Source organism: Lysinibacillus sp. SGAir0095 (assembly GCF_005491425.1).
Taxonomy (GTDB): domain Bacteria; phylum Bacillota; class Bacilli; order Bacillales_A; family Planococcaceae; genus Ureibacillus.
In genome coordinates this window covers 3,137,026-3,162,098 of the sequence record NZ_CP028083.1, presented here as the reverse complement: position 1 = coordinate 3,162,098, position 25,073 = coordinate 3,137,026, and the positions used below count along the sequence as shown (strand labels likewise).

Annotated in this window: 24 protein-coding genes and 1 pseudogene; 21 read left to right on the top strand and 4 right to left on the bottom strand. The window is 38.0% G+C overall.

The features are described from left to right. Nucleotides 1-268 precede the first annotated feature (268 nt). On the top strand, nucleotides 269-1,090 hold the full coding sequence (locus tag C1N55_RS15740) for a methyl-accepting chemotaxis protein (RefSeq protein ID WP_137729691.1): 822 nt from the start codon (nucleotides 269-271) through the stop codon (nucleotides 1,088-1,090). 270 nt (nucleotides 1,091-1,360) lie between these two features. On the opposite strand, the gene C1N55_RS15735 is transcribed toward C1N55_RS15740, so the two are convergent. Then, on the bottom strand, nucleotides 1,361-2,122 hold the full coding sequence (locus tag C1N55_RS15735; protein ID WP_137729690.1) for an IclR family transcriptional regulator: 762 nt from the start codon (nucleotides 2,120-2,122) through the stop codon (nucleotides 1,361-1,363). A gap of 239 nt (nucleotides 2,123-2,361) precedes the next feature. On the opposite strand from C1N55_RS15735, the gene kduI reads away from it, so the two are divergent. The 15 genes and pseudogenes from kduI (at nucleotide 2,362) to C1N55_RS15665 (ending at nucleotide 16,212) form a co-directional block, all read left to right on the top strand. Beyond that, on the top strand, nucleotides 2,362-3,192 hold the full coding sequence (gene kduI / locus C1N55_RS15730) for a 5-dehydro-4-deoxy-D-glucuronate isomerase (protein WP_137729689.1): 831 nt from the start codon (nucleotides 2,362-2,364) through the stop codon (nucleotides 3,190-3,192). Nucleotides 3,193-3,213: 21 nt separating this feature from the next. Then, nucleotides 3,214-4,170 carry a C-terminal binding protein gene (locus C1N55_RS15725; RefSeq protein ID WP_137729688.1) on the top strand — a complete coding sequence of 319 codons (957 nt, stop codon included), beginning with the start codon at nucleotides 3,214-3,216 and terminating at the stop codon, nucleotides 4,168-4,170. Nucleotides 4,171-4,198: 28 nt separating this feature from the next. Further along, nucleotides 4,199-5,233, top strand: a complete 1,035-nt coding sequence (locus C1N55_RS15720) for a TRAP transporter substrate-binding protein (RefSeq protein WP_137729687.1) — start codon at nucleotides 4,199-4,201, stop codon at nucleotides 5,231-5,233. A gap of 16 nt (nucleotides 5,234-5,249) precedes the next feature. Continuing rightward, nucleotides 5,250-5,735, top strand: coding sequence for a TRAP transporter small permease (locus tag C1N55_RS15715; protein WP_137729686.1), 486 nt, complete (start codon nucleotides 5,250-5,252; stop codon nucleotides 5,733-5,735). A gap of 26 nt (nucleotides 5,736-5,761) precedes the next feature. After that, a complete protein-coding gene (locus C1N55_RS15710) occupies nucleotides 5,762-7,066 on the top strand; it encodes a TRAP transporter large permease (protein ID WP_205758552.1) in 1,305 nt (434 codons plus the stop codon). Nucleotides 7,067-7,159: 93 nt separating this feature from the next. Then, nucleotides 7,160-8,161 (top strand): zinc-dependent alcohol dehydrogenase, encoded by a 1,002-nt coding sequence (locus tag C1N55_RS15705; protein WP_137729684.1) that lies wholly within the window; start codon nucleotides 7,160-7,162, stop codon nucleotides 8,159-8,161. A gap of 10 nt (nucleotides 8,162-8,171) precedes the next feature. Further along, complete coding sequence (locus tag C1N55_RS15700) at nucleotides 8,172-8,927, top strand: SDR family NAD(P)-dependent oxidoreductase (RefSeq protein WP_137729683.1); 756 nt, start codon at nucleotides 8,172-8,174, stop codon at nucleotides 8,925-8,927. 26 nt (nucleotides 8,928-8,953) lie between these two features. Continuing rightward, nucleotides 8,954-9,799, top strand: a pseudogene (locus tag C1N55_RS20685) (DMT family transporter); the annotation flags it as partial. A 60-nt stretch (nucleotides 9,800-9,859) separates the two neighbouring features. Continuing rightward, on the top strand, nucleotides 9,860-10,624 hold the full coding sequence (gene kduD, locus C1N55_RS20680; RefSeq protein ID WP_205758551.1) for a 2-dehydro-3-deoxy-D-gluconate 5-dehydrogenase KduD: 765 nt from the start codon (nucleotides 9,860-9,862) through the stop codon (nucleotides 10,622-10,624). Nucleotides 10,625-10,649: 25 nt separating this feature from the next. Then, nucleotides 10,650-11,597, top strand: coding sequence for a sugar kinase (locus tag C1N55_RS15690; RefSeq protein ID WP_137729681.1), 948 nt, complete (start codon nucleotides 10,650-10,652; stop codon nucleotides 11,595-11,597). A gap of 13 nt (nucleotides 11,598-11,610) precedes the next feature. Continuing rightward, nucleotides 11,611-12,234 carry a bifunctional 4-hydroxy-2-oxoglutarate aldolase/2-dehydro-3-deoxy-phosphogluconate aldolase gene (locus C1N55_RS15685; protein ID WP_168193878.1) on the top strand — a complete coding sequence of 208 codons (624 nt, stop codon included), beginning with the start codon at nucleotides 11,611-11,613 and terminating at the stop codon, nucleotides 12,232-12,234. Nucleotides 12,235-12,614: 380 nt separating this feature from the next. Then, nucleotides 12,615-13,919, top strand: a complete 1,305-nt coding sequence (locus C1N55_RS15680; protein ID WP_137729679.1) for an aspartate aminotransferase family protein — start codon at nucleotides 12,615-12,617, stop codon at nucleotides 13,917-13,919. A gap of 27 nt (nucleotides 13,920-13,946) precedes the next feature. After that, nucleotides 13,947-14,762: a transporter substrate-binding domain-containing protein gene (locus C1N55_RS15675; RefSeq protein WP_137729678.1), complete on the top strand. Its 816-nt coding sequence runs from the start codon at nucleotides 13,947-13,949 to the stop codon at nucleotides 14,760-14,762. A gap of 84 nt (nucleotides 14,763-14,846) precedes the next feature. Next, nucleotides 14,847-15,503, top strand: coding sequence for an amino acid ABC transporter permease (locus C1N55_RS15670; RefSeq protein WP_137729677.1), 657 nt, complete (start codon nucleotides 14,847-14,849; stop codon nucleotides 15,501-15,503). Beyond that, a complete protein-coding gene (locus C1N55_RS15665; protein ID WP_137729676.1) occupies nucleotides 15,496-16,212 on the top strand; it encodes an amino acid ABC transporter ATP-binding protein in 717 nt (238 codons plus the stop codon). The genes C1N55_RS15670 and C1N55_RS15665 overlap by 8 nt, the downstream gene beginning before the upstream one ends. Nucleotides 16,213-16,304: 92 nt before the next feature. On the opposite strand, the gene C1N55_RS15660 is transcribed toward C1N55_RS15665, so the two are convergent. Then, a complete protein-coding gene (locus C1N55_RS15660) occupies nucleotides 16,305-16,994 on the bottom strand; it encodes a response regulator transcription factor (RefSeq protein ID WP_137729675.1) in 690 nt (229 codons plus the stop codon). 270 nt (nucleotides 16,995-17,264) lie between these two features. Between C1N55_RS15660 and C1N55_RS15655 the strand changes: the two genes are divergently transcribed. The 4 genes from C1N55_RS15655 to C1N55_RS15640 all read left to right on the top strand — a co-directional run bounded on the left by C1N55_RS15655 (nucleotide 17,265) and on the right by C1N55_RS15640 (nucleotide 21,763). Continuing rightward, a complete protein-coding gene (locus C1N55_RS15655) occupies nucleotides 17,265-18,890 on the top strand; it encodes a flavin-containing monooxygenase (RefSeq protein ID WP_137729674.1) in 1,626 nt (541 codons plus the stop codon). 65 nt (nucleotides 18,891-18,955) lie between these two features. Further along, on the top strand, nucleotides 18,956-19,912 hold the full coding sequence (locus tag C1N55_RS15650) for an alpha/beta hydrolase (RefSeq protein WP_137729673.1): 957 nt from the start codon (nucleotides 18,956-18,958) through the stop codon (nucleotides 19,910-19,912). Between the two features lie 161 nt (nucleotides 19,913-20,073). After that, nucleotides 20,074-21,144 (top strand): hypothetical protein, encoded by a 1,071-nt coding sequence (locus C1N55_RS15645; RefSeq protein WP_137729672.1) that lies wholly within the window; start codon nucleotides 20,074-20,076, stop codon nucleotides 21,142-21,144. Between the two features lie 256 nt (nucleotides 21,145-21,400). Next, on the top strand, nucleotides 21,401-21,763 hold the full coding sequence (locus C1N55_RS15640; RefSeq protein WP_137727317.1) for a hypothetical protein: 363 nt from the start codon (nucleotides 21,401-21,403) through the stop codon (nucleotides 21,761-21,763). 238 nt (nucleotides 21,764-22,001) lie between these two features. Here C1N55_RS15640 and sspO read toward each other — a convergent pair whose 3' ends face one another. Together sspO and C1N55_RS15630 are read right to left on the bottom strand one after the other, a co-directional pair. Continuing rightward, a complete protein-coding gene (sspO, locus tag C1N55_RS15635) occupies nucleotides 22,002-22,157 on the bottom strand; it encodes a small acid-soluble spore protein SspO (protein ID WP_240758315.1) in 156 nt (51 codons plus the stop codon). Between the two features lie 869 nt (nucleotides 22,158-23,026). Then, entirely contained in the window at nucleotides 23,027-23,809 is a 783-nt protein-coding gene (locus C1N55_RS15630; protein ID WP_137729670.1) for an alpha/beta fold hydrolase, read from the bottom strand. A 295-nt stretch (nucleotides 23,810-24,104) separates the two neighbouring features. Between C1N55_RS15630 and C1N55_RS15625 the strand changes: the two genes are divergently transcribed. Then, nucleotides 24,105-24,929: an aldo/keto reductase gene (locus C1N55_RS15625; protein ID WP_137729669.1), complete on the top strand. Its 825-nt coding sequence runs from the start codon at nucleotides 24,105-24,107 to the stop codon at nucleotides 24,927-24,929. The last annotated feature ends 144 nt before the right edge of the window (nucleotides 24,930-25,073 follow it).

Below are 25,073 nucleotides of genomic sequence, written 5' to 3'. Positions count from 1 at the left end.
CTTTTCAAGATACTAAGCTTCATTAAGTGAGATGTCTCACTGCCATAGTCATAACTAAAAGAAATTTATATTGAAATCTTTTTAAATACAAATCACTTATGATAAGTCTTTCAGTAACTTAGGCGACTTTATTATATAGTGGGAAAATGTGAATTTTGGACTACCAAAATTTTGAATTAATTAAGTTATGAGTTATTTTAATAGAAATAAATACCTAATAAAAGTTATAATAAGATTAAAATATTCTCAGCAAAGGGAGTTTCTTCATATGGTCATTAGGTCAAGTATTCAGGAAAGTACTCAGATATTAGATGCAACATCTATTTTAGCTGCACTCGAGTCAAACTTAGCTATGATTGAATTTAATTTACAAAGAGAAGTAATCTGGGTAAATGAAAATTTTGCAAGGACTTTAGGTTACACGGTTCATGAAATGAAAAGTATGAAGCATCAACAATTTTGTACGGTTGAATTAAGAAACAGCAGAGAATATGAAGAATTATGGGAGAATCTTAAAAGAGGGGAAAAGTTTCAAGAAAAAATTCAAAGGGTCGGTAAAGCAGGAAATCTACTTTGGTTCGAAGCAACTTATCTACCAATATACAATGTTGAGGGAACAGTGGAGGCAGTTCTTAAAATTGCTACAGATATAACAGAAAGAGAAGAGAACACGGTCAAAATCATTACTCAACTAAAAGATATGCCCATAGAATTAGTAGATATGGTTGTTGCCAATTCTCATGAGAAGATTAAAGCAGTGACATCACTAAAGCAAGAGACGGAATTAATAACGAAAATAACCAATACCATTCGCAATATTTCTATGCAAACGAATGTGTTGGCGTTAAATGCCGCGATTGAAGCAGCACGTGTAGGAGAACAGGGGCAAGGGTTCAAAGTTGTAGCGGATGAAGTGCGAAGACTAGCTGGGAATGTTGATGAAGCGATTAAAAATGTAAATTCAAGTGTTGAGAATATAACGAGAGAAGTAGATAGTGTTCATAAAATTACTGAAGATTTACAAGATATAATTATAGACTCCCAATCGGAATTTAAAAAAGTAATTAATGAATTTGAAGATATGGGTTAATAAATTTACTTAGATTCCAATATGATTGCTGGGTAAAAAATCAATAGAATCCTATATCCCTCATAGAATAAAAGATAACCCATTACTATCCTTAATATTTTGTGGTGATAGGAAGAGGCTGGGACATAACTAGCTTCAAATAATGAGAAAGGTGAATTTGAGCACGCTCAAATTCACCTTTCTCTATTTTGTCGTAAAAAACTGCTCCCTTCTCAGGTTAAGGCGAGCAGTTTTTTTCAATTCAAAGAGTTTTATATATTAGGAAAATATTTATTGCACATAACCCAGCTGAGAAGAGATGGCTCTTGATGTCTTTAATATTTTTTCTGCTAATTCGTGTTCAATTCTTTCCATCGTTACGCGAGTGCTTGGACCCGAAATGCTGAAGCTCGCAATGATTTTTCCGCTAAAATCATAAATTGGTGCAGCAATGCAGCGGATGCCTTCTTCATTTTCTATATTGTCGAGCGAATAGCCCGATTTTCGTATAGTCGAAATTTCTTCAAGTAAATCGGTGGGCGTTAAAATGGTGTAGTTTGTGCGTTTTGTAAAATGTATTCTTGAAATGATTTCCTGTAAAGTGTGGTCATCTTTTCCTGATAACATCATTTTGCCAACACCGGTGCAATACATAGGCGCACGACTACCTATACGAGAATACATGCGTATGGTTTGATTGCTTTCGATTTTGTCGACATATACGACCTCTTCGTTTTCCTCTACACATAAATGCACTGTTTCGTTAATTTCCTTCACCAAGGTTTCGAGTAAGGGTCTAGCTACAGTGATTAAACTTGAATTGCTTAAAATATTGCGTGTGAGATATAACGCGCGATAGCTAAGGTAATATCGTTCTGTTACGCTATCTTTTCTTACATATTGTAGCTCGATCAATGTAGAAAGTAATCGATGAACAGTACTTTTCGAAAGGTTCGTATCCGTTGCCAATTTTGTAATTTGCATGCCGTTCGGATGCTCTGATAATTGTTCTAATATGATGAAAGCACGTTCAATAGATTGTACGGTTGCCATTTTATTTCTCCACCATTTCTAAAAATTTCGTAGCCTTTAACAATCATATTCGAAAAACTATCGATTTGTAAATGATATCTCAAAAAGTTAATACTTGTTATTATAATTCACAGAAAAATCATTTTGTTCTTGTAATTATAAATTTTTGCACATATAATTATTTATAAATTGGAACGTTGTTCTACGATGTGGAACAAGTAGTTTTCTGACAGCGCTTTCTTTACTAAGGGGGAAAAATAATGAAAATCGTATATGCACATCACCCTGAAGATGTGAAACACTACACTACCGAAAAATTAAGAGAAGAATTTTTAATGGAAAAATTGTTTGTAGAAAACGAAGCGACATTAAATTATAGCCATGTGGATCGAATTATCTACGGAGGAATCTTCCCAATCGATCAACAGGTGACTTTAGATGCTGGCAAAGAACTTGCAGCAAAATATTTCTTGGAGCGACGTGAAATGGGTGTTATTAATGTAGGCGGCCCGGGACGTATTGTCTGTGATGGCGACACTTATGACATCGATACGAAAGAAGCTCTCTATATTGGCAGAGGCACTGAAGAATTGTATTTTGAATCTGCTGACGCTAGTAATCCAGCAAAATTCTACATCAATTGCTGCCCGGCACATGCGAAATATCCAACAGTGAAAATTGATCAAGAAAAGGCTATTAAACGTCCGATGGGTGCTGAAAGCAATATGAATAAACGTGTCATTAACCAGTATATTCATCCCGATGTATTAGAAACTTGTCAGTTAAGTATGGGAATGACGGTACTGGAAGAAGGCAGTGGCTGGAATACGATGCCTTGTCATACACACGAACGTCGTATGGAAGTCTATTTCTATTTTGATATGGAAGAAGACACACGCGTATTTCACCTAATGGGGCAACCAAACGAAACTCGTCATATCGTGATGGCCAATGAGCAGGCTGTCTTATCGCCTAGCTGGTCGATTCACTCGGGTATCGGTACAAAGAATTACACATTCATTTGGGGAATGTGCGGTGAAAATTTAGATTTTGATGATATGGACCATGTAGCAATGAAGGATTTGAAATAAACACAAAATGGGTGATGACAAATGAAAGTGATTATTTCCGACTGTGACCATGCTGATATTGAGATTGAACAAAGCGTTTTCAAGGAAAATAATATTTTACTAGAGCTCCAACAAAACCAAACTGAAGACGATTTGATTCAAAATGCCAAAGAAGCAGCGGTCATTATTAACCAATATGCACCGTTTACTGAAAGGGTTTTCGCAGGATTACCTAACTTAAAGTTAATCGTTCGGTACGGTGTTGGCGTTAATAATATTGATTTGCAGGCGGCAACAAAACATGGCGTTCAGGTCTGCAATGTTCCTGACTATGGAACGCATGAAGTAGCCGATCATGCTTTGGCGTTAATGCTAGCGCTTACACGAAAAATTACGAAAATGGATCGCTTAGTAAAAGCGGATGAATGGGATTATCAAGCGAGTATCCCGATCTACCGCCATAGTGAACAAGTCGTAGGGATTGTCGGTGTGGGACGCATCGGTTCCGAGTTTGCGAAAAAAGTTCAGGCACTGGGCTGCAAAGTAATCGCCTATGATATTTCGGCAGGACAAAAAAGCTATGATTCTAGCTTATCGTTTATAGAATTTGTCGATTTTGAACAGCTCATTACACAAGCAGATATTATTTCGATTCACTGCCCATCAGATCAGGCCATCCATTTATTTGATGAAGCTGTATTTGAAAAAATGAAGCCGACTAGTTATCTAATCAATGTCTCAAGAGGCGGCATTATCGACGAGGAAGCTTTATATGAAGCACTTGTTTCAAATCAGATTGCGGGTGCTGCTCTAGATGTAGCGGTAAAAGAACCGATTGATTCACAGGCTCCGTTGCTGACACTGGAGCAATTTATTTGTACACCGCATATGGCTTGGTATTCAGAACAAGCCGCGAAAGAGTTAAAAAGAAAAGTGGCAGAAGAAGCAGTGAGATATGTGAAGAAGGAAGCGCTTCACTATCCTGTTAATAAAATTTAATCTTAAGATCATATTGGAGGGGACCAAGATGAAAAAATCATTCAAACAATTAATACTTTTAGGGGTTATGGGATTAGTACTAGCTATTTTAGCTGCATGTGGTGGGGAAGAAACAACAACTACCGAGGCTGAAGGCACTTCAAGCGGGGAAACACAATTATTGAAAGTGGCATTTAACCAACCGGAAAACCATCCACAATACAAAGCAATGCAAGAGTTCGGAGAGAAAATTAAAGAACGTACAAATGGAGCATATGAAATCGAAATTTTCCCGAACGAATTATTAGGTGCACAACGTGAAACGATTGAATTAGTTCAATCTGGCACAATCCAAATGTCGATTGTTGCAGGTAGTTTACTAGAAAACTTCAATGAAGATTTTGCCGTATTTAATCTGCCATATGTATTCGAATCAGCAGAGCATCAAATGTCTGTATTAAATGATCAAGAAGTTGTAGGAGATTTATATTCTTCATTAAAAGATCAAGGTCTATTTGTAGCTGGTGCTTTCCACTCAGGTGTACGTAACGTATATAACAGTGAAAAACCAATTAATACTCCAGAGGATTTAAAAGGTTTAAAGATTCGTATTATCGAGTCGGATACAAATATTAAAATGATGGAACAAATGGGCGGTACAGGTACACCAATGGGCCAAGGTGAAGTATATACAGCAATTCAATCAGGTGTAATTGATGGTGGAGAAAATAACGAGCTTATCTATTCAAACCTTAAGCATGCTGAAATCTCACCTTACTATTCGTATACAAAGCACTTAATGTTCCCGGATTACTTACTGATCAACTCTCAATTATTTGACGGGATGAGTGAAGAACACCAACAAATCTTTAAAGAAGAATTAGCAGTGGCGATTGACCGTGAAGTTGAAATGTGGGAAGAGGATGTACAAAAGGCGATTGCTGATGCAGAAGCAGCAGGAGCAAAATTCAACGAAGTAGATATCGAGCTGTTCCGTAAAGCTACTGAATCAGTTGTTCAAGAGAAGTTAGCTTCTGAGAATGCTAAAGCGTTATATGAAAAAGTTCGTGAAGCAGCAAAATAAGTGGTGGTGATTTCATATGGAAACAGTCAAAAAATTGCTTGATAGGATTTTATCAACTATATGCGTCGGATTATTCGGCGCATTAGTTGTCCTTGTTACGTGGCAAGTTTTTACACGTTTTGTTTTAAATAATCCAAGTACTTTTTCAGAAGAATTAGCAAAATATTGTTTTGTATGGTTAGTCCTATTCGGTGCAGCATTTGTATTCGGGGAAAATGGACATATGCGTATTGAGTTTATCCAGGATGCATTACCGAAAAAACTGAAAATCGGTGTTCAAATCTTTATAGAGTTATGCATTATTGCATTCTCTGCTCTTGTATTACTATCTGGTGGTTTAACAATTACAAAATTAGCGTGGGTACAAATGTCCGCAGCTTTACATATACCAGTTGGTTATCTGTATGCGGTTATGCCAATTTGTGGAGTGATCGTGATATTCTACTGCATTTACAATATTTACTATATTTTAAAACATAAAAAACCACTAGAAATTGTGTAACGACAAGAGGGGAGGTATGACAGATGATGTCTGCAGGGATAGCAGGTTTAATTTTATTTGCTGGGGTAGCCTTTTTCCTAATAATAGGTGCACCAATCAGTATTAGTGTAGGGATTGCATCAATGCTCGCGATGTTTTCGATGCTGGATCCCGCCAATGCACTTCAAACTTCGGCACAACGAATGTTCACAGGAATGAACTCATTTACGCTACTAGCCATTCCTTTCTTTATCTTGGCTGGAGTAATTATGAATAACGGCGGAATTGCGATGCGTCTGGTCAATTGCGCGAAAGTATTATCAGGACGTATGCCTGGATCGTTAGCCCAAACCAATGTATTAGCCAATATGATGTTTGGTTCAATTTCCGGGTCTGCCGTAGCTGCTGCAGCTGCAGTTGGCTCGACAATGGCACCAATGCAGGAAAGAGAAGGGTATGATCGTACTTTCAGTGCCGCTGTCAATATTGCATCTGCACCAACAGGTATGTTAATACCACCGAGTAATACATTGATTGTATTTTCTTTAGTAAGTGGTGGAACTTCGATTGCGGCATTATTCATGGCAGGATATATCCCTGGGATTCTTTGGGGACTTGCTTGTATGGTAGCAGCGTATGTGATTGCCAAGCGAAAAGGTTATAAAAGCAATGAAAAAGTTCCATTTAAGGTAGCGTTAAAGGTCTTTATCGATGCCATTCCTTCACTATTATTGATCATCATTGTTATTGGGGGAATCATTTACGGTGCCTTTACAGCTACAGAAGGGTCGGCCATTGCTGTCGTTTATGCACTGTTGCTATCCTTTATCTACAAAACGATCAAAATTAAAGACTTACCTAGAATCTTAATGGAATCCACTCGTACAACAGCGATTGTTATCTTTTTGATCGGTGTATCCACAATTATGTCCTGGGTAATGTCATTTACAGGTATTCCAAAGCTTATTGCTGACACGCTATTAGGATTTACGGATAGCATGATTGTTATTTTAATCATCATGAATATTGTTCTTTTAATAGTGGGTACTTTTATGGATCCAACACCGGCAATTTTGATCTTCACGCCAATTTTCCTGCCAATCGTAACGCAATTTGGCATGGATCCAGTACACTTCGGAATCATGGTTGTTTTCAATTTAAGTATTGGTACGATTACGCCGCCAGTAGGACCTGTTCTATTTGTCGGAGCACGTGTTGCGAAATTGAAAATTGAGCAAGTCATCCGCCCATTAATACCATTCTTTGCCGTAACGGTCGTAGTTCTATTGTTAGTTACATATATTCCGGAACTTTCACTATGGTTACCTAAGGTATTTGGACTTATTAAATAGCTAAAAAGGGCGTCCAAAGGTATTTGTAAAAGTTACTTTTGGTCGCTTTTCTATATCATGTAAAAGTAATTTTCAAACAAGGGGGAAAACAGAGTGAAAGCGATTTTTTACACGGCACCGAATAGAGTTGAATGCAGAGAGGCAAGTATTCCGAGTGTACCTAAGGGCTATGTATTATTGAAAAATGCTTACGCAGGTATTTGTGGAACAGATCTAAATATCTTTGCGGGCACACATCCTCGAGCACAAGCTCCCCTAATTCTAGGTCATGAATTCTCGGCAACGATCGAGAGCGAACACCCAAAATATCCAATTGGCACAAAAGTAACGGTCAATCCTTTAATTAGTTGCGGTTCTTGTATCCCATGCAGTTCGGGTCAATCCCATGTATGTGAGGATTTGAAATTAGTAGGGATTGATGTAGATGGTGGAATGGCAGAATATGTCGTGGTAGAGGCGGATAAAGTCATTCCTTTGCCTGAGGGCGTATCATTGGAACTTGGCGCTCTTTCCGAGCCAATTGCGGTAGCCGTACATGCTGTTCGAACAGCAAGATTTTTGGTTGGAGATCGCGCGGTGGTGTATGGGGCAGGAACAATCGGTTTGTGTGTCGCTTTAACACTTAGAGCCTATGGAGCATCGGAAGTAATCGTGATTGAAGCAAACGAACTGCGCCTACAAAAAGCAAAAGAATTAGGGTTCAAGACACTGAATTCCCTGAAGGATGATGTAGTGAATGAGCTGGCAGCACTGACAGGAAACGCGGGAATGGATTATGTATTTGATTGTGCAGGTCACCCAGCTGTCCTAAGGCAAGTAACAGAAATCGTGAAGGTACAAGGAACGATTGTGATTGTTGCAGCTTATAAGAAACCAACGGAAATGAATTTAATTCAAGGAATGTTCAAGGAATTATCAATGCAGTTTGTTCGTGTTTATACAAAACGAGATATTGAATTAGCTTTAGATTTACTAACGAAGGTCCCGGAGTTTTCGGAAATTATTACACATGTTTTAAGTCCTGAACAAGCAGCAGAAGGTTTCGAATTATTAACAACACCAACAAATGCGATCAAAGTATTATACGCATTTTAGGAGGAAATCCATGAACCAATTATTTGATTTAACTGGAAAAAATGCAGTCGTTACGGGTGGAAGCAGAGGATTAGGAAAAGAAATCGCTCTTGGTTTAGCCCAAGCTGGAGCGAATGTAGCGATTATTTCAAGAGTGGAAAGCCCAGAAGTTGTCAATGAGTTAGAGAAATTTGGAGTTAAAGCGGTATCGATTGCTTTTGATATTGGCAATATTCCATTGCACAAAGAGCTTCTCTATATAATAGAAGAAAAGCTAGGAAAAATAGATATTTTAGTAAATAACGCGGGTGTACAGAAACGACATCCAGCAGTCGAATTTCCACAAGAGGATTGGCAGTATGTGATGAATGTAAATGCCAACGCCGTATTTAGCCTGTGTCAGATTTTTGGAAAGCCAATGTTGGAACGCGGGTATGGGAAAATTGTGAATGTAGCTTCCTTGCTTTCGTTTCAAGGCGGGCTTACTGTTCCAGCCTATGCTGCAAGTAAAGGGGCAGTGATGCAATTCACGAAATCGTTGGCAAATGAGTGGGCAGGTAAAGGTGTCAATGTAAATTGTGTAGCACCTGGCTATATGGCGACGGATATGAATGAAGCACTGATCAATGACGAAACAAGAAGTCGTCAAATCCTGGAACGTATTCCTGCTGGACGTTGGGGAACAGGGCAAGATATGCAGGGTGCTGTCATCTTTTTAGCATCAAGTGCTTCGGATTATGTACATGGTTTTACGATTGCAATCGATGGTGGTTGGTTAGGAAGGTAACATTTAGTAAGGGAAGTGTACTTTAAATGCCTCATATGAAATCGTATATCTTATTGATGTTCATCATGTTAGTTTGGGGGTTTAACGTACCTGCTATTAAATACTTAACAACCGAATCTTCTCCCATTGCGATGACATCGATTCGAATTTTTATCGCTTCAATAACAGTTTTTATTATTTTAACTATCCTTGGAATTACAAGAGCATTGAAGAAAAAAGAATGGTTCTACGTCATAATGGGGTCGTTATTGAATGTGGTCATCCACCATGCCTTCATGTCGCTCGGTGTGAGTTTAACTTCAAGTGCCAATGCAGGTTTGATTATTGGCGCTGGACCAATTATGACAGCCGTTCTGGGAATGCTGCTCTTAAAGAATCTACCTACCGCTATTCAGTGGATTGGTTTTGTATTGGGTCTTTCAGGTATAAGTGTCGCCATTTTATTTAATGATAATGAGCTATCTGTATTCACAACAGGGGATGTATTCGTTTTCGTCTCCATCTTGTCCCAAGCATTTAGTTTTTTGATCATCTCCAAAGTGGCTAAAACAATTGATCCCCGTTTACTGACGGCCTATATGTTTTTAGTGGGCTCAGTGATCTTGGGCCTTGTAAGTTTCATAGTAGAGCCAGTTGGTTTTGCTAGTATTCCTCTTAATAATTTGAACTTTTGGATGGTTCTATTCGCTTCGGCAATTTTAGGGACAGCACTGGGTCATATGCTGTACAACAATACCATTCCAAAGGTAGGGGCGGCAAAATCAGCCATTTTTATCAACTTTAATACTTTGTTTGCGGTGATTGGATCTGCCTTACTGTTACAAGAATCCATCACCTATGCTCACTGGATTGGACTTGTTTTAATTATATTCGGCGTTTTATTGGGCTCCGGTACATTAGAGTCTCTATTAGGAAAAAAGGAGAGAAAAAATATGAGTTTTGAGCTGGACTATTTTTCACTAAAAGGAAAAACGGCACTTGTGACAGGTGCACGTACGGGAATCGGGCAGGCAATATCAGTAGGTCTTGCAGCTGCAGGAGCCCACGTTATTTTAGTGGGTCACCAAGATAACATGCAAGAAACGCAGGAGAAGATTACCCAGTTAAAAGGGACTTATGAAACGTTTCTGATTGATCTTAGCGATGTGGATAATTTAGGAAAGAAACTTTCGCCAATCTTAGAAAAATATAAGATTGATATTTTAGTAAATAATGCAGGCGTTATCTATCGTGAACCGGCAGCAGCCCATAACGTACAAGAATGGAATCGCGTATTGGATGTTAATATCAATTCGGTCTTTATGCTTTGTCAAACAATTGGTCAACAAATGATCGAAAATGGAGCTGGGAAAATCATTAATATTGCTTCCTTATTATCGTTCCAAGGCGGCATTAATGTACCGAGCTATACAGCAAGCAAACATGCGGTTGCTGGATTGACAAAAGCGTTGGCTAACGAATGGGCATCCCGTGGAGTGCAAGTCAATGCGATTGCGCCAGGTTATATTTCTACGAATAATACGGAGGCACTTCGTAATGATGAAGAACGAAACAAGTCAATATTAGAACGTATTCCCGCAGCACGTTGGGGGCAAGCAGATGATTTAGCGGGAACAGCTGTATTTTTGGCTTCTCGTGCATCTGATTATGTGTCAGGTCATGTGCTAGTTGTAGATGGAGGCTGGATGGGCCGATAAAACGAGTTGAGTGAGGGTTAATGATATGGATATTATTACAATTGGAGACGGCATGATTACATTTGATCCTTCAGTTAAAGGTCCATTGCGCTACGTGGATGGATTTAAAAGAAAAATTGGCGGAGCGGAATTGAATGTAATCATAGGCTGTGCACGTTTAGGATTAAAAGCAGGCTGGATTAGTCGACTTGGTAAGGATGAGTTTGGACGTCATATCCTGAATACGGTTCGTGGGGAAGGGATTGATGTTTCGGAAGTCAAGCTGATAGAAGACTATCCGACATCCTTAAATTTCAAAGAGGTTCACTCTTCTGGGGATAGTAAAACATTTTACTATCGTCATAAGTCCCCAACGGAAACCTTAAAGGTAGCTGAGTTACCGATTGAGTACATTAAAAATGCGAAAATCTTGCACGTTACAGGCGTATTCCCTGCAATCCTGGAGCAAAATCGTGAAGTCATACTAGAGGCAGTAAAAATTGCCAAACAGCATGGGGTAGAAGTATCTTTAGATCCGAATATCAGGCTGAAACTATGGTCGAAAGAGCAGGCGCGTGAAACGCTGCTGACCTATTTACCCTATGTCGACTACTTATTAACGGGTCGTGAAGAGTTAGAAATCTTATTTGGAACGGCGAATGAGGAAGAAATGATCCAGGCGCTCGAAAAATACGATTTAAAGCATGTTGTCGTAAAAGATGGTGAGTCAGGTGCATCCTATTTAGAAAATAGTGAATTTGTAGAGATACCTGGATTTACGGTGAAAAAAGTTGTCGATACAGTTGGTGCCGGGGATGGATTTGATGCAGCATTTCTATATGGTGTCATTCAAAATTTACCGATTGAAGAATCGATTCGATTAGCCAATGCAACAGGAGCCATGGTTGTACAAGTAGAGGGCGATAACGAAGGGTTGCCCTATTTGGAGGATGTTGAAGTGTTTTTAGGTGCACGCGAAAATATCGAACGTTAGGAAGATGGAAGCGATGTATAGTAAATTACAAGATATTCAGTTAATACCAGTTCTAAGAAAAGTACCTTACACGCTTTGTCAGGAACTTGTGAAAGCGTTAAAGGTCGGGGGAATCAAAGCGGTCGAAATTACCATGGATTCCGAAAATGCCGCTGAATTGATTCAAGAAGCAAAAAGGCAAAATGCTGGCGAACTATTAGTCGGTGCAGGAACAGTTTTAACAATAGAAGATTGTGAAAAGGCGATGGATGCAGGTGCAGAATTTATTGTATCGCCTTCATTAAATTTGGATGTGGTAAGAATGTGTATCGAGAAGAATATTCCCGTCATCCCAGGCGTATTTACACCGACTGAAATGCAAACTGCCTTTAGTGCAGGAGCCGAAATCATCAAGCTTTTCCCAGCTTCTTCTTTAGGAACAAAGTTTATCAAGGATGTGAAAGGGCCCTTATCTCATATACAAATTATGACGACGGGTGGCATCAACATAGATACAGCCAAATCGTATTTAGACGCCGGCGCTCAAATTGTTGGAGCAGGCAGTGACCTAGTCAAAAAAGAATGGCTTCAATCAGAAAATTGGGAAGCCATTACAAACGAAGCAATTGCATGGAATAAAAGCCTGCAATCGATTTAAAAAGAATAAGACAAAGATAAGAAATAACTTCATATCTTACAAGTATCAAGCTCGCTACTGTTTCGTATAGCGGGCTTTTTAACTTTCGATAGAAGAAGTTGATAGAAATTACGAATAGTAATTATTTCCGCATACAATATTAGTAGCCATTTATGAGGCATAATCAATAGATTTCAACAACGCATATAACAGCTAAGCGCCTAATGTTATAAAAGTGAGACGTAATTTACCTGAATGAAGCATTTTCTCCTAAAATTATCATTGCATAATTATACAATAGGTAGTAATATATATAAATGTTAAAACTTTTGAAATATATAGATATATAAATATAATAATATTTTGAAAATAACACAACTTAGAAAGAGGGAGAACAGAACTTGAGTAACTGGCTTGATTTATACGATGAGATGGGAAATTATCTGGCGCCAAGCATGGCAAAGGATCATCCGAATATTCCAGTTGTGAAAGAAGAAGGCTGCTATTACTATGGCGCTGATGGAAAACAGTATTTAGATTTCACATCCGGCATTGCAGTAACCAACACTGGGCATCGCCATCCAAAAATTGTTCAAAGTATTAAAGATGCTGCAGATCAGCTTGTTCATGGTCCTTCTGGCGTAATTATGTATGAATCCATCTTAAGATTATCTGAAGAATTGGGTAAAGTACTACCAGGAGATTTAGATTGCTTCTTCTTTGCCAATAGTGGAACAGAGGCAATCGAAGGTGCATTGAAACTTGCGAAGTTTGTAACAAAACGTCCCTATTTGGTGTCATTCACAGGATGTTTCCACGGACGTTCAATGGGCTCTCTAGGGGTTACGACTTCAAAAAGTAAGTATCGTAAATTCTTGCAGCCATCGCATTTATCCTATCAAATCCCATACGCAGATGTTAAAGGATGCCCAACAGGTGTGGACCCAGAAGTTTTCTGCGTAGAACAACTGGAAAAGGACTTTAAACGTTTGTTCCAGCATCAAGTGACACCTGAAGAAGTAGCTTGTGTCATTATGGAGCCAGTTCTTGGCGAAGGTGGTTACATTATACCGCCTAAAGCCTGGGTGAAGAAGGTCCGTGAGATTTGTGATGAGCATGGCATTTTATTAATTTTCGACGAAGTGCAAACAGGATTTGGACGAACTGGGGAATGGTTTGCTGCACAATATTTTGGGGTAACTCCTGATATTATGGCCATTGCGAAAGGAATTGCATCCGGGTTGCCTTTAAGTGCAACGGTTGCTTCAAAGGAATTAATGAAAAAATGGCCGTTAGGAACGCATGGTACCACTTTTGGCGGGAATCCAATTGCTTGTTCTGTTGCGCTTACGACTCTAGAAATTTTCCATGAAGAAAATCTTGTGGAAAATTCAAAAGTGGTAGGTGCCTATGCAAGGGAACAGCTGCTTAAGTTAAAAGAGAAATATCCGGTAATCAGCGATGTTCGTTCAGCAGGTTTAATGATTGGAATCGAAATCTCGAATCCAAAAACGGGTGAACTTGATGGACAAGCTGTGATGAAAATTCTCGATTATGCGTTAGAAGAAGGCGTTTTGTTCTATCTATGCGGGAATTTAGGAGAAGTCATTCGAATGATTCCTCCGCTAACAATTACAAAAGAACAAATCGATGATGGCTTGGGAATGCTTGAAAAAGCGATTCATAGATATATAGAAGAACTATAAAAAGATGGAAAAAGGAGAGTAATCACAATGAAGAATAAAGTATTTCTATTTATGCTAGTTTTAGTGCTTGGTATTTTAGCAGCTTGCGGTACAGCTGAAAAGGAAACATCAACAGGTTCAGCAGGATCAGAGACGGATTCAACTTCTGATACAACAACTGAAGAAGCAAAAGTATTACGTGTAGGAACATCTGCGGATTATGCACCATTTGAGTATGTAGATACGAAAGTAAGCGAAGATATTATTGGATTTGATATTGATTTAGCAAACTTAATTGCTGAACGTTTAGGCTATGAATTGGAATTTACAAACAGTGATTTCAACAGTCTAATTCCTGGTCTACAAGCTGATAAATATGATTTTGTTATCTCTGGTATGACTCCAACTGAAGAGCGTGATAAAGTAGTAGATTTTTCAATTCCTTACTATGAAACAGAGCAATATATGGTATCACTGAAAGAAAGTAATATTGCTACTATGGACGATTTAAAAGGTAAAGTGGTTGGTGCGCAAGTATCATCTATTCAACTAGACTTAGCAGAAGAATTTGGCGCAGAACATGGCTTCACAGTTGAAAGCCGTGACCTAATTCCTCAGCTTATCCAAGAAATGAAAAATGGACGTCTTGATGGCGCAGTTATTGAAAACATCGTTTCAGAAAATTACTTAAGTCAAAATGATGATTTAGCTGCATTCCCGATCGAGGTGGAAGAACCAGATTTCAAAGCAGCTGTATTCCAAGAAGGCAGTACATTAAAAGCTGAATTCGACAAAGTCATTCAAGAGCTAATTGATGAAGGAAAAGTAGAAGAACTTAAAAAGAAATGGTTCGTTGTTGAATAATTCACTAGGCGTCATTCAGTTTAACTGAATGACGTGTTTGGTTTCTAACCTATTATTTCCACTATTTAGAAAGGGGGGCTTCCAATGTTTGATTTTAGTAGTGTCATTCCCTCTATTCCTTATATCTTACAAGGGATAGGCGTTACTCTACAAATTGTTATTTTTGCTACCATAATTGGGCTTGTGCTGGGTATCCTATTAGCGCTTTGCAAAATCGGCACGATCAAGCCATTAAGATGGTTCGCGGAGTTTTATACATCGATTTTCCGTGGAACACCGCTCGTACTACAATTAATGATTATTTACTATGCGATGCCACAAATTATAGGCTTTAATATTGAAGCCATGCCGGCTGCGATCATTGCATTTGGTCTAAACTCGGCTGCCTATATTTCTGAAATTATTCGTGCCGGCATCAATGCGGTCGATAAGGGGCAACAAGAGGCGGCGAAAGCACTTGGGATTCCTTACAGCAAGATGATGAAGGATATTATTCTGCCACAGGCGATGAAAAACATATTGCCTTCTCTAATGAATGAATTTATTACCTTAAATAAGGAATCAGCCATTGTTACGGTAATTGGGGCATTAGATATTATGCGTCGAGCCTATGTAGTAGGCGGCGATACATTCCGTTACCTTGAACCGTTATTGATTGCAGGTGTAATTTATTACGTAATGACACTCGTATTAACCTTCCTTGGAAAACTGATAGAAAAGAGGATGAGACGCAGTGATTAAAGTTGAGAATTTACACAAAACCTATGGTAAGAATGAAGTGCTTAAAGGCATCTCTACCGAAATTAAAGAAAAAGAAGTGATTGCGGTAATTGGACCTTCAGGATCGGGCAAATCGACTTTCCTGCGTTGCATTAATCGATTAGAAGAGCCAACGAGTGGACAGATTTCGGTGGGCGGTACCATCATTACTGAGAAAAATGTAATGAAAGTGCGCGAAAATCTAGGAATGGTATTTCAGCATTTTTACTTATTCCCTCATAAAACCGTACTGGAAAATTTAATCTATGCACCGATGAAAGTCAAAGGCATTTCGAAAGAAGAAGCCATTAAAACTGCAGATGAACTGCTAAAGAAAGTGGGTCTATTTGAAAAGCGCAACGAATATCCAAATCGCTTATCTGGTGGACAAAAACAACGAGTAGCAATTGCACGTGCGTTGGCAATGAATCCTAGTGTTATGCTGTTTGATGAACCGACTTCGGCACTGGACCCTGAAATGGTAAAAGAGGTTCTGGCTGTTATGAAAAATCTTGCTGAATCCGGCATGACCATGATAATTGTGACGCACGAAATGGGCTTTGCAAAAGAAGTAGCAGATCGCATACTTTTCCTTGAGAGTGGTCAGCTAGTAGAAGATGCTACACCAGAAGTATTCTTCTCTTCACCTAAATCAGTACGTGCCAAAGAATTTCTAGAAAAAGTGCTATAACATCCATGAACCATAAAAATCCGTCAGTTAATCGACTCATTAACTGGCGGATTTGTTTTTTGTTGGATGGCGGAAAGTTAAAATGAGGCAATTCATATCATCTGCCCAAGATAGATCGACACAGCATGGGCTCGATTTTTTGCGCCAAGTTTAATGAGAATGGATTTGATATATTGTTTGATGGTTGCCTCGCTTAAGGAGAGGAGGGTTGTGAGCTCCTTTGTCGATAGCCCATTTGCAAGCGCTCTCAAAACTTGGTTTTCTCGAGGGCTTAGTTTGGGGTGAGCACTTGAGTGTGGCTGTATGAAAAGTTCACCTGTAAGTCTACCAAAAAGGGTAAATTGTTCTAGCACTTGTTCGTTAAAACGAACGCTGCTTTTTGTAAATTCACAACATATATAAGCAATGGTCATATTATTGACAATGATTGGAATAACCAGTAAGGCTTTTAATGGCTCACTGCGATGATAACGACTTGAGATGAGGGTGATGATTTCCTTTCCTTCATTAAAAGTCGTTTTACGCTTTTCAATGGCATTTTTGATAATCGGTAATGAACGGAGATCATCTCTTATATATGAGATGGATTGAAGCTGGCCATCTTGCATGGCTGCGACGCCTTCCCCCACATATCCAATAGGGCTATAACGGAAAAAAGATATCTTTTCACAAAAGGATAGTTCATCTAATGCGAGGAGAATATGACATATTTTTTCTTCTTGAGTTTGTAAATGAACACACTTCGCTAGTTTCTCTTCTAAAGCCAAACTAGATATTTGCAATTCTATCACCCCTTTATGTTTTATATGATTTGAATCTATTAAATAGTAGTAATCTACTTAAAAAAGTTATCCAATTGATGGTAGGTAGAATAGCTAAAAGTAGGAATGTGCTGGATGTGCAATAGTTGGTAAGATGAAGTGGCATACGAAAGTCTGTAATCTCTGAGGATGAAAGGGTGTAAAAATTGTAAGCGTTTTACCGCAGGCGATCAGTATCGGTTTACGAAAAAAGTTACCTACAAATTTTTCTAACATATAAGGGGGAATATTATGGGAGAAAAGAAATTTGATGCAGTTGTCATTGGTGCTGGGTTTGCAGGACTATATATGTTGCATAGGTTACGAGAGCGTGGCCTATCGGTTAAAGTAATTGAGGCTGCTGATGGTGTGGGGAGAGTATGGTATTGGAGTCGTTATCCAGGGGCGAAATGTGACTCTGATTCCATTTTTTACAATTTTACATTCTCGGAGGAACTCTATAAAAAATGGCGCTGGAAGGATCGTTATGCCTCACTGCCTGAAATTTTGGAGTACTTAAATTTTGTTGCAGACGAGTTGGATTTACGACGTGATATTCAATTTGAAACGCGAGTGAATAAAGCTAGTTTTAATAATGATAAAAAGCAATGGGAGATTGCAACAGATACAAATGAGACCTTCGTTGCGAAATATTTCATTAGTGGAGTCGGTTGTTTATCCACAACCAATCTACCGCCATTTGAGGGAACTGAAACATTCAAAGGTGAGCAATATCATACAGGGCGTTGGCCACATGAAAAAGTAGACTTTACCGGCAAAAGGGTAGTAGTCATTGGAAATGGTTCAAGTGGTGTTCAAGCTATGCCGGAAATTGCAAAAGAAGCGAAGGAACTATCCCTTTTAATGCGTACGCCGCACTATGTGGCTGAAGCAAGAAACAAGAAATTGACTAAAGAAGAACAAGATCAAGCGATTGAAAACTATGAAGCAATTCGTGATTCTTTTACAACCACACCTGGTGGCATTAGCATGTATACAACTGGAAAATCAGCTACTGAATTTAGCGCAGAACAGCAAAAGGAAACCCTGGATTATGTTTGGAAAACCGGCGGACTTGCACTAGGTTCTGTCTATACGGATACAGGTGCGAGTAAAGAGACAAACTACGTCGTTTCACAATATGTTCGCGATAAAATCGATGAAATTATAGAAGATCCGGAAAAAGCCCAATTATTACATCCTGATTATTACATTACAACGAAACGGTTAATTATCGGAACGAACTTCTATGAAATCTTTAATGAGGATCATGTAAATTTAGTGTCGTTAAAAGACAATCCAATTGAGGGCATTGTTGAAAATGGTGTGAAGTTAAGTAATGGAACAATCGAGTGTGATGTGATTATTTTTGCGACAGGGTATGAAGCAATGACAGGTTCATTGTTGAAAATCGATATTCAAGGAAGAGACGGTAAAACGATTCAAGAGAAATGGGCAGAAGGGCGAGATGTGAAAACATATCTTGGTCTAACGATGGAAAACTTCCCGAACTTCTTTATGATTACTGGCCCACAAAGTCCTTCTGTATTAACGAATATGCCAGCTGCCATCGAGCAGCATGTGGACTGGATTGACCATTGTATCGAATATCTAGAAACGAATGATCTGCAAACAATTGAAGCGCAAAGAGTGTCTGAGGTGAAATGGGGAAAACAATGTGACGATCTAGCCAATACGACCTTATTCCCTCATACAAATTCTTGGTATACAGGGGCTAACATCGATGGCGCACAGCGAGGGTTTGTTATTTATGTCGGTGGTTTAAATAATTACAAAGTGATTTGTGATCAGGTTGCCGACAACGATTATGAAGGCTTCTCGTTTGAAAAAACGCAAGCGAATGTAGTGCTTCAATAGTATTTTGTAATCGTTTTCAATAATAAGCTTGATGAATTTATGAAAATCCTAAGGGGGAATTTGTTATGAAAAATCGTGTAAATCCTGAGCTTGTCGATATTTTAGATGTCTTTCCACCACTTGATTTAGATCAATATGAAGCGGCAAGGGCGGCCGCTGCACAAGCACCATTAGCTCCACAAGATCCGAATATTACAATCACGGACAAAATCATTGCAGGTCCAGATGGCAATGATTTACGTATTCGAATCTATGAACCTGTTTCAAAAACGGGAGAATTGGCCGGGCTGTTATGGATTCATGGAGGCGGCTATGTATTAGGTTCCCCTGAAGAAAATGATGGGCTATGCCAGCAATTTGTGAATGAAGCAGGATGTGTTGTCGTATCTGTCGATTATCGCTTAGTGCCGGAGCATCCATACCCGGCTCCATTAGAAGATTGCTATACTGCACTTCAATGGTTTGTAGATAATGCAGCTTCGTTAGGTGTCGATTCTGCAAGAGTGGGGATTTCAGGATTAAGTGCAGGAGGGGGCTTAACAGCTGGTTTAGCATTGCTTGCAAGAGACAGAAAAGGACCTGAAATTTGCTTCCAAATGCCATTATACCCAATGATTGATGACCGAAATAATACGCCATCCAGCTTTGAGATCACAGGCAATTATATTTGGAATCATGATTTGAATGAAAAAGGCTGGTCTTTCTATCTCAATGGTGAAAATGGCAAAGAGAATGTCTCAATCTATGCAGCTCCAGCAAGAGCGACAGTTGAAGAGCTTGCGAACTTGCCTTATACGTATACATGTGTAGGTCAGCTAGATCCATTCCGCGATGAAACCCTAGCATATGTAACAAAACTAGCGCAAGCTGGCGTAGATGTTGAGTTCCATTTATACCCTGGTGGCTTCCATGCCTATGAAATTGTCAATCCAGAGGCTGAAATCAGTAAACGCACAAATCAAGAATATGTCAATGCTGTAAAGCATGCGTTAAACCGTACAAGTACAGTACAATCTAAATAATCTAGTTGGGAGGGTTGCTTATATATAGAGCAGCCCTTTTTTGATTTTAGGTACATACTTTTCTTACATAATTTAATTCAATTGGATATAATAGTAAAAATATAGAGGGGATAAATAAATAAGACACCTTATGTCAAGGGGGATCCGGAAAGGGAAGAGTTATGCTTAAAATCATATTCGCGTTATTTGCTTTAAGTTTCCTATTAGTAGGTTGCACTGATGATGAAAGTACGAATGGGAATTCAGAAGAAAGTAATGAAAAAGAGAAAGTAGAAAAAGTTATTGAAAAGAAAAGTGCGGAACAGTATATAGAAGAGTTTGAGAATACGACCGATTATCAAGAAAGTATTCAGGGTACTGAAGGTGGTTTTCTGGAAGCAGTAGATTTTGAAGGTGATGAAGTACCAGAAATGGTCCATTGTTCGAATGTCAATCAAACACATAGTAAGGTAACCATTTATAAACTTGAAAATGAGAAATGGATTGAAGTTACTGCTTTTGAATTTGAGTCGGATATGGAAATATCTTTAGGATCCATTGGAAAGTTAACATATGAAGACGGAACCTTAAAAGAGGCATTAGCTTTTAGCAAAATGGAAGCTCTAGCAACATCTATGAGTCGAAGTATTTCCATACTCGATTATAATGATGATACCCAAACGATTGAAGAATTAGTGACAATCCCATTGCAATCAAAGGAAACATATAGTGAAAGTTTAGAAGAAAACAAAATCACTGTTTTTGCAGAAGATGGTTATGCAGTAAACTATATATTTAAAAATGGAGAACTTGTAGATAACGAAGGTAATCGATTAGGAATGATTATCGATGAAGAATTATCAAAACTAACAGGGACAACGATGAATGACTACTATATTAGTTTGACAGATTCTTACTCTGTAGCCCAAGGGAAAATTAAAGAATCTTTAAAATCAGAGGAGTATTATGAGGGCGCCATGTGCTCTTTTTATGAAACATTCTTCATTTGTGATTATCATAAAGAAAATGGTGGAATGCACGCCTTTTATGTTACGCCTAAAAATGAAGTGACTGTGGACGAAACAACCAGTGTATTCGATCAAAAGCTAGAAGTTAAAGAATGGGAGAATATGATGGAAGGTGGCTATTCCTATACTGCAGAAGTCAAGACTGTAACGGGTTTATATAGTCTCCAATTCAATGGGGATTCACCAGATTCAGTTTTAGAATTTATAGCCTATATTCCAGACTAAATCTGATCCATTCTATTAGCTGGATAGGTAGATGTAATTTTATAAAAAAGAATGAATGTTTATAATAAAGTTTGTTCGAAAATCCTGTGTAGATATGCAGGATTTTTTTGTTCAACAATCAGGCCATATTGTGGAGGCTTACATTTATTTAACGGAGCAGATTGCTTTAAATCTTATTGTAACTTTTTTATGTTTTAATCGACTAATTATCAAGAGTTTTATGAATTAGAACCGACAGAAAGGTAAGGGGATTGTAATGAAAATACTAAAAGTTACTGTGGTGTTATTTGGTTTATTTTTAATAACTGGTTGTTCAACATCATCTAATAGTAGTAATAATGCTATAAAAGTAGAAACCAGCTCACAAGGATCATATAAGGCATTGCTATTTGTTAATGGTATGGAATTACAATCTGTTGGAGTAACAGCTGATGAATCAAATTTGGTAGTTGGAGAATTTATTGGGACAATTAAAGAAAAAATCCCTATAGAAACACGACCTACTGTTGAACTCACTTCAAATTATTTAGGAGAAGGAGTCGAAATTTATTCAGCAGTAGGTATTACTGAAATAGTCTTAGCTAAAAAGGATAATGGAGATTATGAAGTCTTTGAATAGCTATTCCAGCAAGTATCTATTTTAATAGCTATATTCCACAATCGGGCGCTTTCCTTGAATAAGGAAATAGCCCCCAGTTTACTATAGATGGGGGCTTGCTGTATCATTTTGATGACTTTTTAAAGACGATACACTTACAGAAGTAACGTTTTGGATTTCTTCATTGATAAAAGAAGTAAGCCGTGTATTCGTTTAAAAAAGTGGGCGCTTATTTTTTATTGGCTTACATCATTTAAGCTCATTGCCGCTTCTTAGTTTTCTTATTATTATGTTTCTCTGCCGGTGTTAAGGGTTCGTTTGCAAGTTCATGATCAAAATCTCTTGATGAATTCTTCCTTACTGCTTGCTCATCACTAACGTTACCACTTAAGTTGTTCTTCGGGCTGTTACTCACTATATACACCTCCATGATTTTAGTTTGCCATGTGGTGAACTTATTATGCTTTTTTGTTAAATCTTATGGTAATTGTTTTGTAATTGATTATCTCTATAAAAATTTTTACTTAACAATACTAATACAAAATAAGCAGGTAGCTTATTCAACAATCGAACGTTTTCCTTGAATTGTTTCGACCCCCAAATGTTAGCGTCGTGTCTAACATGGGGTGCAGTTCAAAGAAGAACTGTGCCTTTTCAGCAATTGAGCATTTTTATGGAACACACTCAGTAAGAAAATTTTTTGATATTTATATTAAATTTTAAGTGAAATGTGAAAAAAGGATTTTTTGAAATGCTATTGAATAAGTTAAAAGCAAGGGCGAAGAATGAAGAAAATCCTATTAGGGGGAGTTAATTGGAATTCACAAATTTTGTTCTCAATTTTATGCAGGTTTTTACTCTCGTATCGGTATTAACATTAATATTTTCATTCTTATTAAAAAATAAAAAGAACCTGATATATTTAGGTTATTATTTAATTTTATTAGTAATGATAAATTATTTTGTCATTACTCAAAAAGATTTTATATTTGAGAATTTCCCTAAACAAGCCTATGGCATGCTGATATTGTTATTGCTTAGCTACTTTGTCTTTTTTAGAAGTGTGTATTTTTTTATAAGAGAAAAAAAATCTGAAAGAAATTCAACATAGATTGTTTAGGTAACTTTTTTTTCTTATCAAACTAACGAGTGATTTAGATGAAGAACATCTTACTGCTTATGCTACACTTTCTTTTTGAACGAATCGGGAAGGCTCTGTTTTAATTTATTGTTGCTTTTGACCAAATAAAAGACCGCACATGATATGAGCGGTAAAGTGAACGATTATCCAATAAATTTGATTAGTAGCTGGTTGAATTTGTCACGTTCTTCATAGAAAGGAGCATGGCCGCTGTATTGAAATGGGACGAGCTGTGAATTTCTTATTAATTTGTTAGTTTCTTGTGCATTTTTAAAAGGAACAACTTTATCATGTATGCCGTGAATAATTAGTGTAGGAACCGATATTTTGCCTAGATCATTGTACACATTCTCATCTCTCAATGACATCATGACCGCAGCAGTCGACCAACCCGCAGCTTGTAAGCCTATCTGAAAGAACCAGTCAGATAATGGTGCAGTAATATACTGGAAGAAGAAAGTGTCCGTTAGTTTCCGCAACATATTAGGACGATCATTAAGTGTTTCTGTAATAAAGGTATTGGCTACTTCTTTTGGTAAATTAGACGGAGATTGAGCGTCTATTAGGACAAGTTTTGAAACGCCATAACCTTTATATCGTGCCATATATCGAATCGAGAGCGCGCCTCCTGTGGAGTGTCCAGCGAGTGTAAAGTCTGTTAACTGCAACGCCTCTACTACTGCATGGATATCATCAGCCATTCTGTCAAAGTTGTAGCCATTGAATGGTTTATCCGAATTACCGAAACCCCTCCAGTCAATTCCTATACATCGATAGCCCATTGCTGGAAGAAAATTAAACTGATATTCAAACTGCTTATGGCTTAATGGCCAACCGTGTATAAATAGAATACTTTTACTTCCCGCCGGGTTTACATCCTCTACATATATTTTTACACCAGGTTCCACTGTAACATAGTATCCCAAGTTGTTCCCCCCGTTTGATTAGCGTTTCAACAATAAGATACTCAACTAGGGGAACATAGGTGAAAATCTAGCCGAAACGATCACATAATTATTAGATAAGGATTGAGGGCTATCTTTTAATCAATCTTTATTCCAAACCTACAGTAGAGTAATAAACGTTAGTATACCGTTTTAAAATCCGAAAATTTCTCGTTAAAAAATAGTGAATATTCTTTGAATTTCTATTACATTTTCGGTAAAGTTTAAGAGTAATTAATTCTATACTCGAAATAATAGAATAAAGGGGAAATGTAGAATGACAATCTCTAAGACAATTACTCTTGCCAATGGAGTTGAAATGCCACGAGTTGGTTACGGTACATTCCGTATGAAGGATCATGAGCTTGCTTACCATGGCGTTGTAGATGCGTTAAATGCAGGCTACCGTGCGATCGATACAGCCGCGATTTATGAAAATGAAGAAGCAGTAGGAAGAGCGATTAAGGACTCAGGATTAGCGCGTGAAGATTTATTTATCACAACAAAAGTTTGGAACTCAGATCAGGGCTATGACAATACATTAAAAGCCTTCGAAACTTCTTTAAAAAAATTAGATTTGGAGTATGTGGATTTATACCTGGTTCACTGGCCAAAGCCGACATTAGTGGAAACGTATAAAGCGATTGAACGTTTATACGAAGAAAAACTAATTCGTGTTCCTGGCGTTTCGAATTTCCATGAGCATCACTTCGAGCAATTATTTGCTGAGAGTACTGTAAAACCAATGGTCAACCAAGTAGAATGTCACCCGTCTTTATCGCAAGATGCTTTACGTGAGTTCTGTGCGAAAGAGAATATCGTCATAACGGCTTGGGCTCCACTAGGAACGGGCATCGTATTTACTCATCCAGTGGTGAAACAATTAGCTGCGAAGTATGAAAAAACACCAGCACAAATTGTATTACGCTGGCAATTGGAAATCGGCAACATCGTCATTCCGAAATCTTCAACACCAGAACGCATTGCCGATAACCTCAACATCTTTGACTTCAGCCTACAAAACGATGAAGTCGCCGCAATCACGGCTTTAAACACAAACCACCGTACATCATTAAATCCAGACGATGGTTACAATCAATAAGTAACTTAAAGGGCACTTTCTCTTGGAGAAGGTGCTTTTTGCTATATAGAAAATTATTTTAAATGAGAGGAGATGTAAAAATGAAATAAATATCTTCGAAAATAAATTGATAGAATATTTATATATCGATAAAATAAAAAGAAA

Bases quoted from the DNA above. Each gene is read 5' to 3' on its own strand.
- C1N55_RS15740 (WP_137729691.1), top strand. From the start codon at position 269: ATGGTCATTAGGTCAAGTATTCAGGAAAGTACTCAGATATTAGATGCA.
- C1N55_RS15735 (WP_137729690.1), bottom strand. From the start codon at position 2,122: ATGGCAACCGTACAATCTATTGAACGTGCTTTCATCATATTAGAACAA.
- kduI (WP_137729689.1), top strand. From the start codon at position 2,362: ATGAAAATCGTATATGCACATCACCCTGAAGATGTGAAACACTACACT.
- C1N55_RS15725 (WP_137729688.1), top strand. From the start codon at position 3,214: ATGAAAGTGATTATTTCCGACTGTGACCATGCTGATATTGAGATTGAA.
- C1N55_RS15720 (WP_137729687.1), top strand. From the start codon at position 4,199: ATGAAAAAATCATTCAAACAATTAATACTTTTAGGGGTTATGGGATTA.
- C1N55_RS15715 (WP_137729686.1), top strand. From the start codon at position 5,250: ATGGAAACAGTCAAAAAATTGCTTGATAGGATTTTATCAACTATATGC.
- C1N55_RS15710 (WP_205758552.1), top strand. From the start codon at position 5,762: ATGTCTGCAGGGATAGCAGGTTTAATTTTATTTGCTGGGGTAGCCTTT.
- C1N55_RS15700 (WP_137729683.1), top strand. From the start codon at position 8,172: ATGAACCAATTATTTGATTTAACTGGAAAAAATGCAGTCGTTACGGGT.
- kduD (WP_205758551.1), top strand. From the start codon at position 9,860: ATGAGTTTTGAGCTGGACTATTTTTCACTAAAAGGAAAAACGGCACTT.
- C1N55_RS15690 (WP_137729681.1), top strand. From the start codon at position 10,650: ATGGATATTATTACAATTGGAGACGGCATGATTACATTTGATCCTTCA.
- C1N55_RS15685 (WP_168193878.1), top strand. From the start codon at position 11,611: ATGTATAGTAAATTACAAGATATTCAGTTAATACCAGTTCTAAGAAAA.
- C1N55_RS15675 (WP_137729678.1), top strand. From the start codon at position 13,947: ATGAAGAATAAAGTATTTCTATTTATGCTAGTTTTAGTGCTTGGTATT.
- C1N55_RS15670 (WP_137729677.1), top strand. From the start codon at position 14,847: ATGTTTGATTTTAGTAGTGTCATTCCCTCTATTCCTTATATCTTACAA.
- C1N55_RS15655 (WP_137729674.1), top strand. From the start codon at position 17,265: ATGGGAGAAAAGAAATTTGATGCAGTTGTCATTGGTGCTGGGTTTGCA.
- C1N55_RS15650 (WP_137729673.1), top strand. From the start codon at position 18,956: ATGAAAAATCGTGTAAATCCTGAGCTTGTCGATATTTTAGATGTCTTT.
- C1N55_RS15645 (WP_137729672.1), top strand. From the start codon at position 20,074: ATGCTTAAAATCATATTCGCGTTATTTGCTTTAAGTTTCCTATTAGTA.
- C1N55_RS15640 (WP_137727317.1), top strand. From the start codon at position 21,401: ATGAAAATACTAAAAGTTACTGTGGTGTTATTTGGTTTATTTTTAATA.
- C1N55_RS15625 (WP_137729669.1), top strand. From the start codon at position 24,105: ATGACAATCTCTAAGACAATTACTCTTGCCAATGGAGTTGAAATGCCA.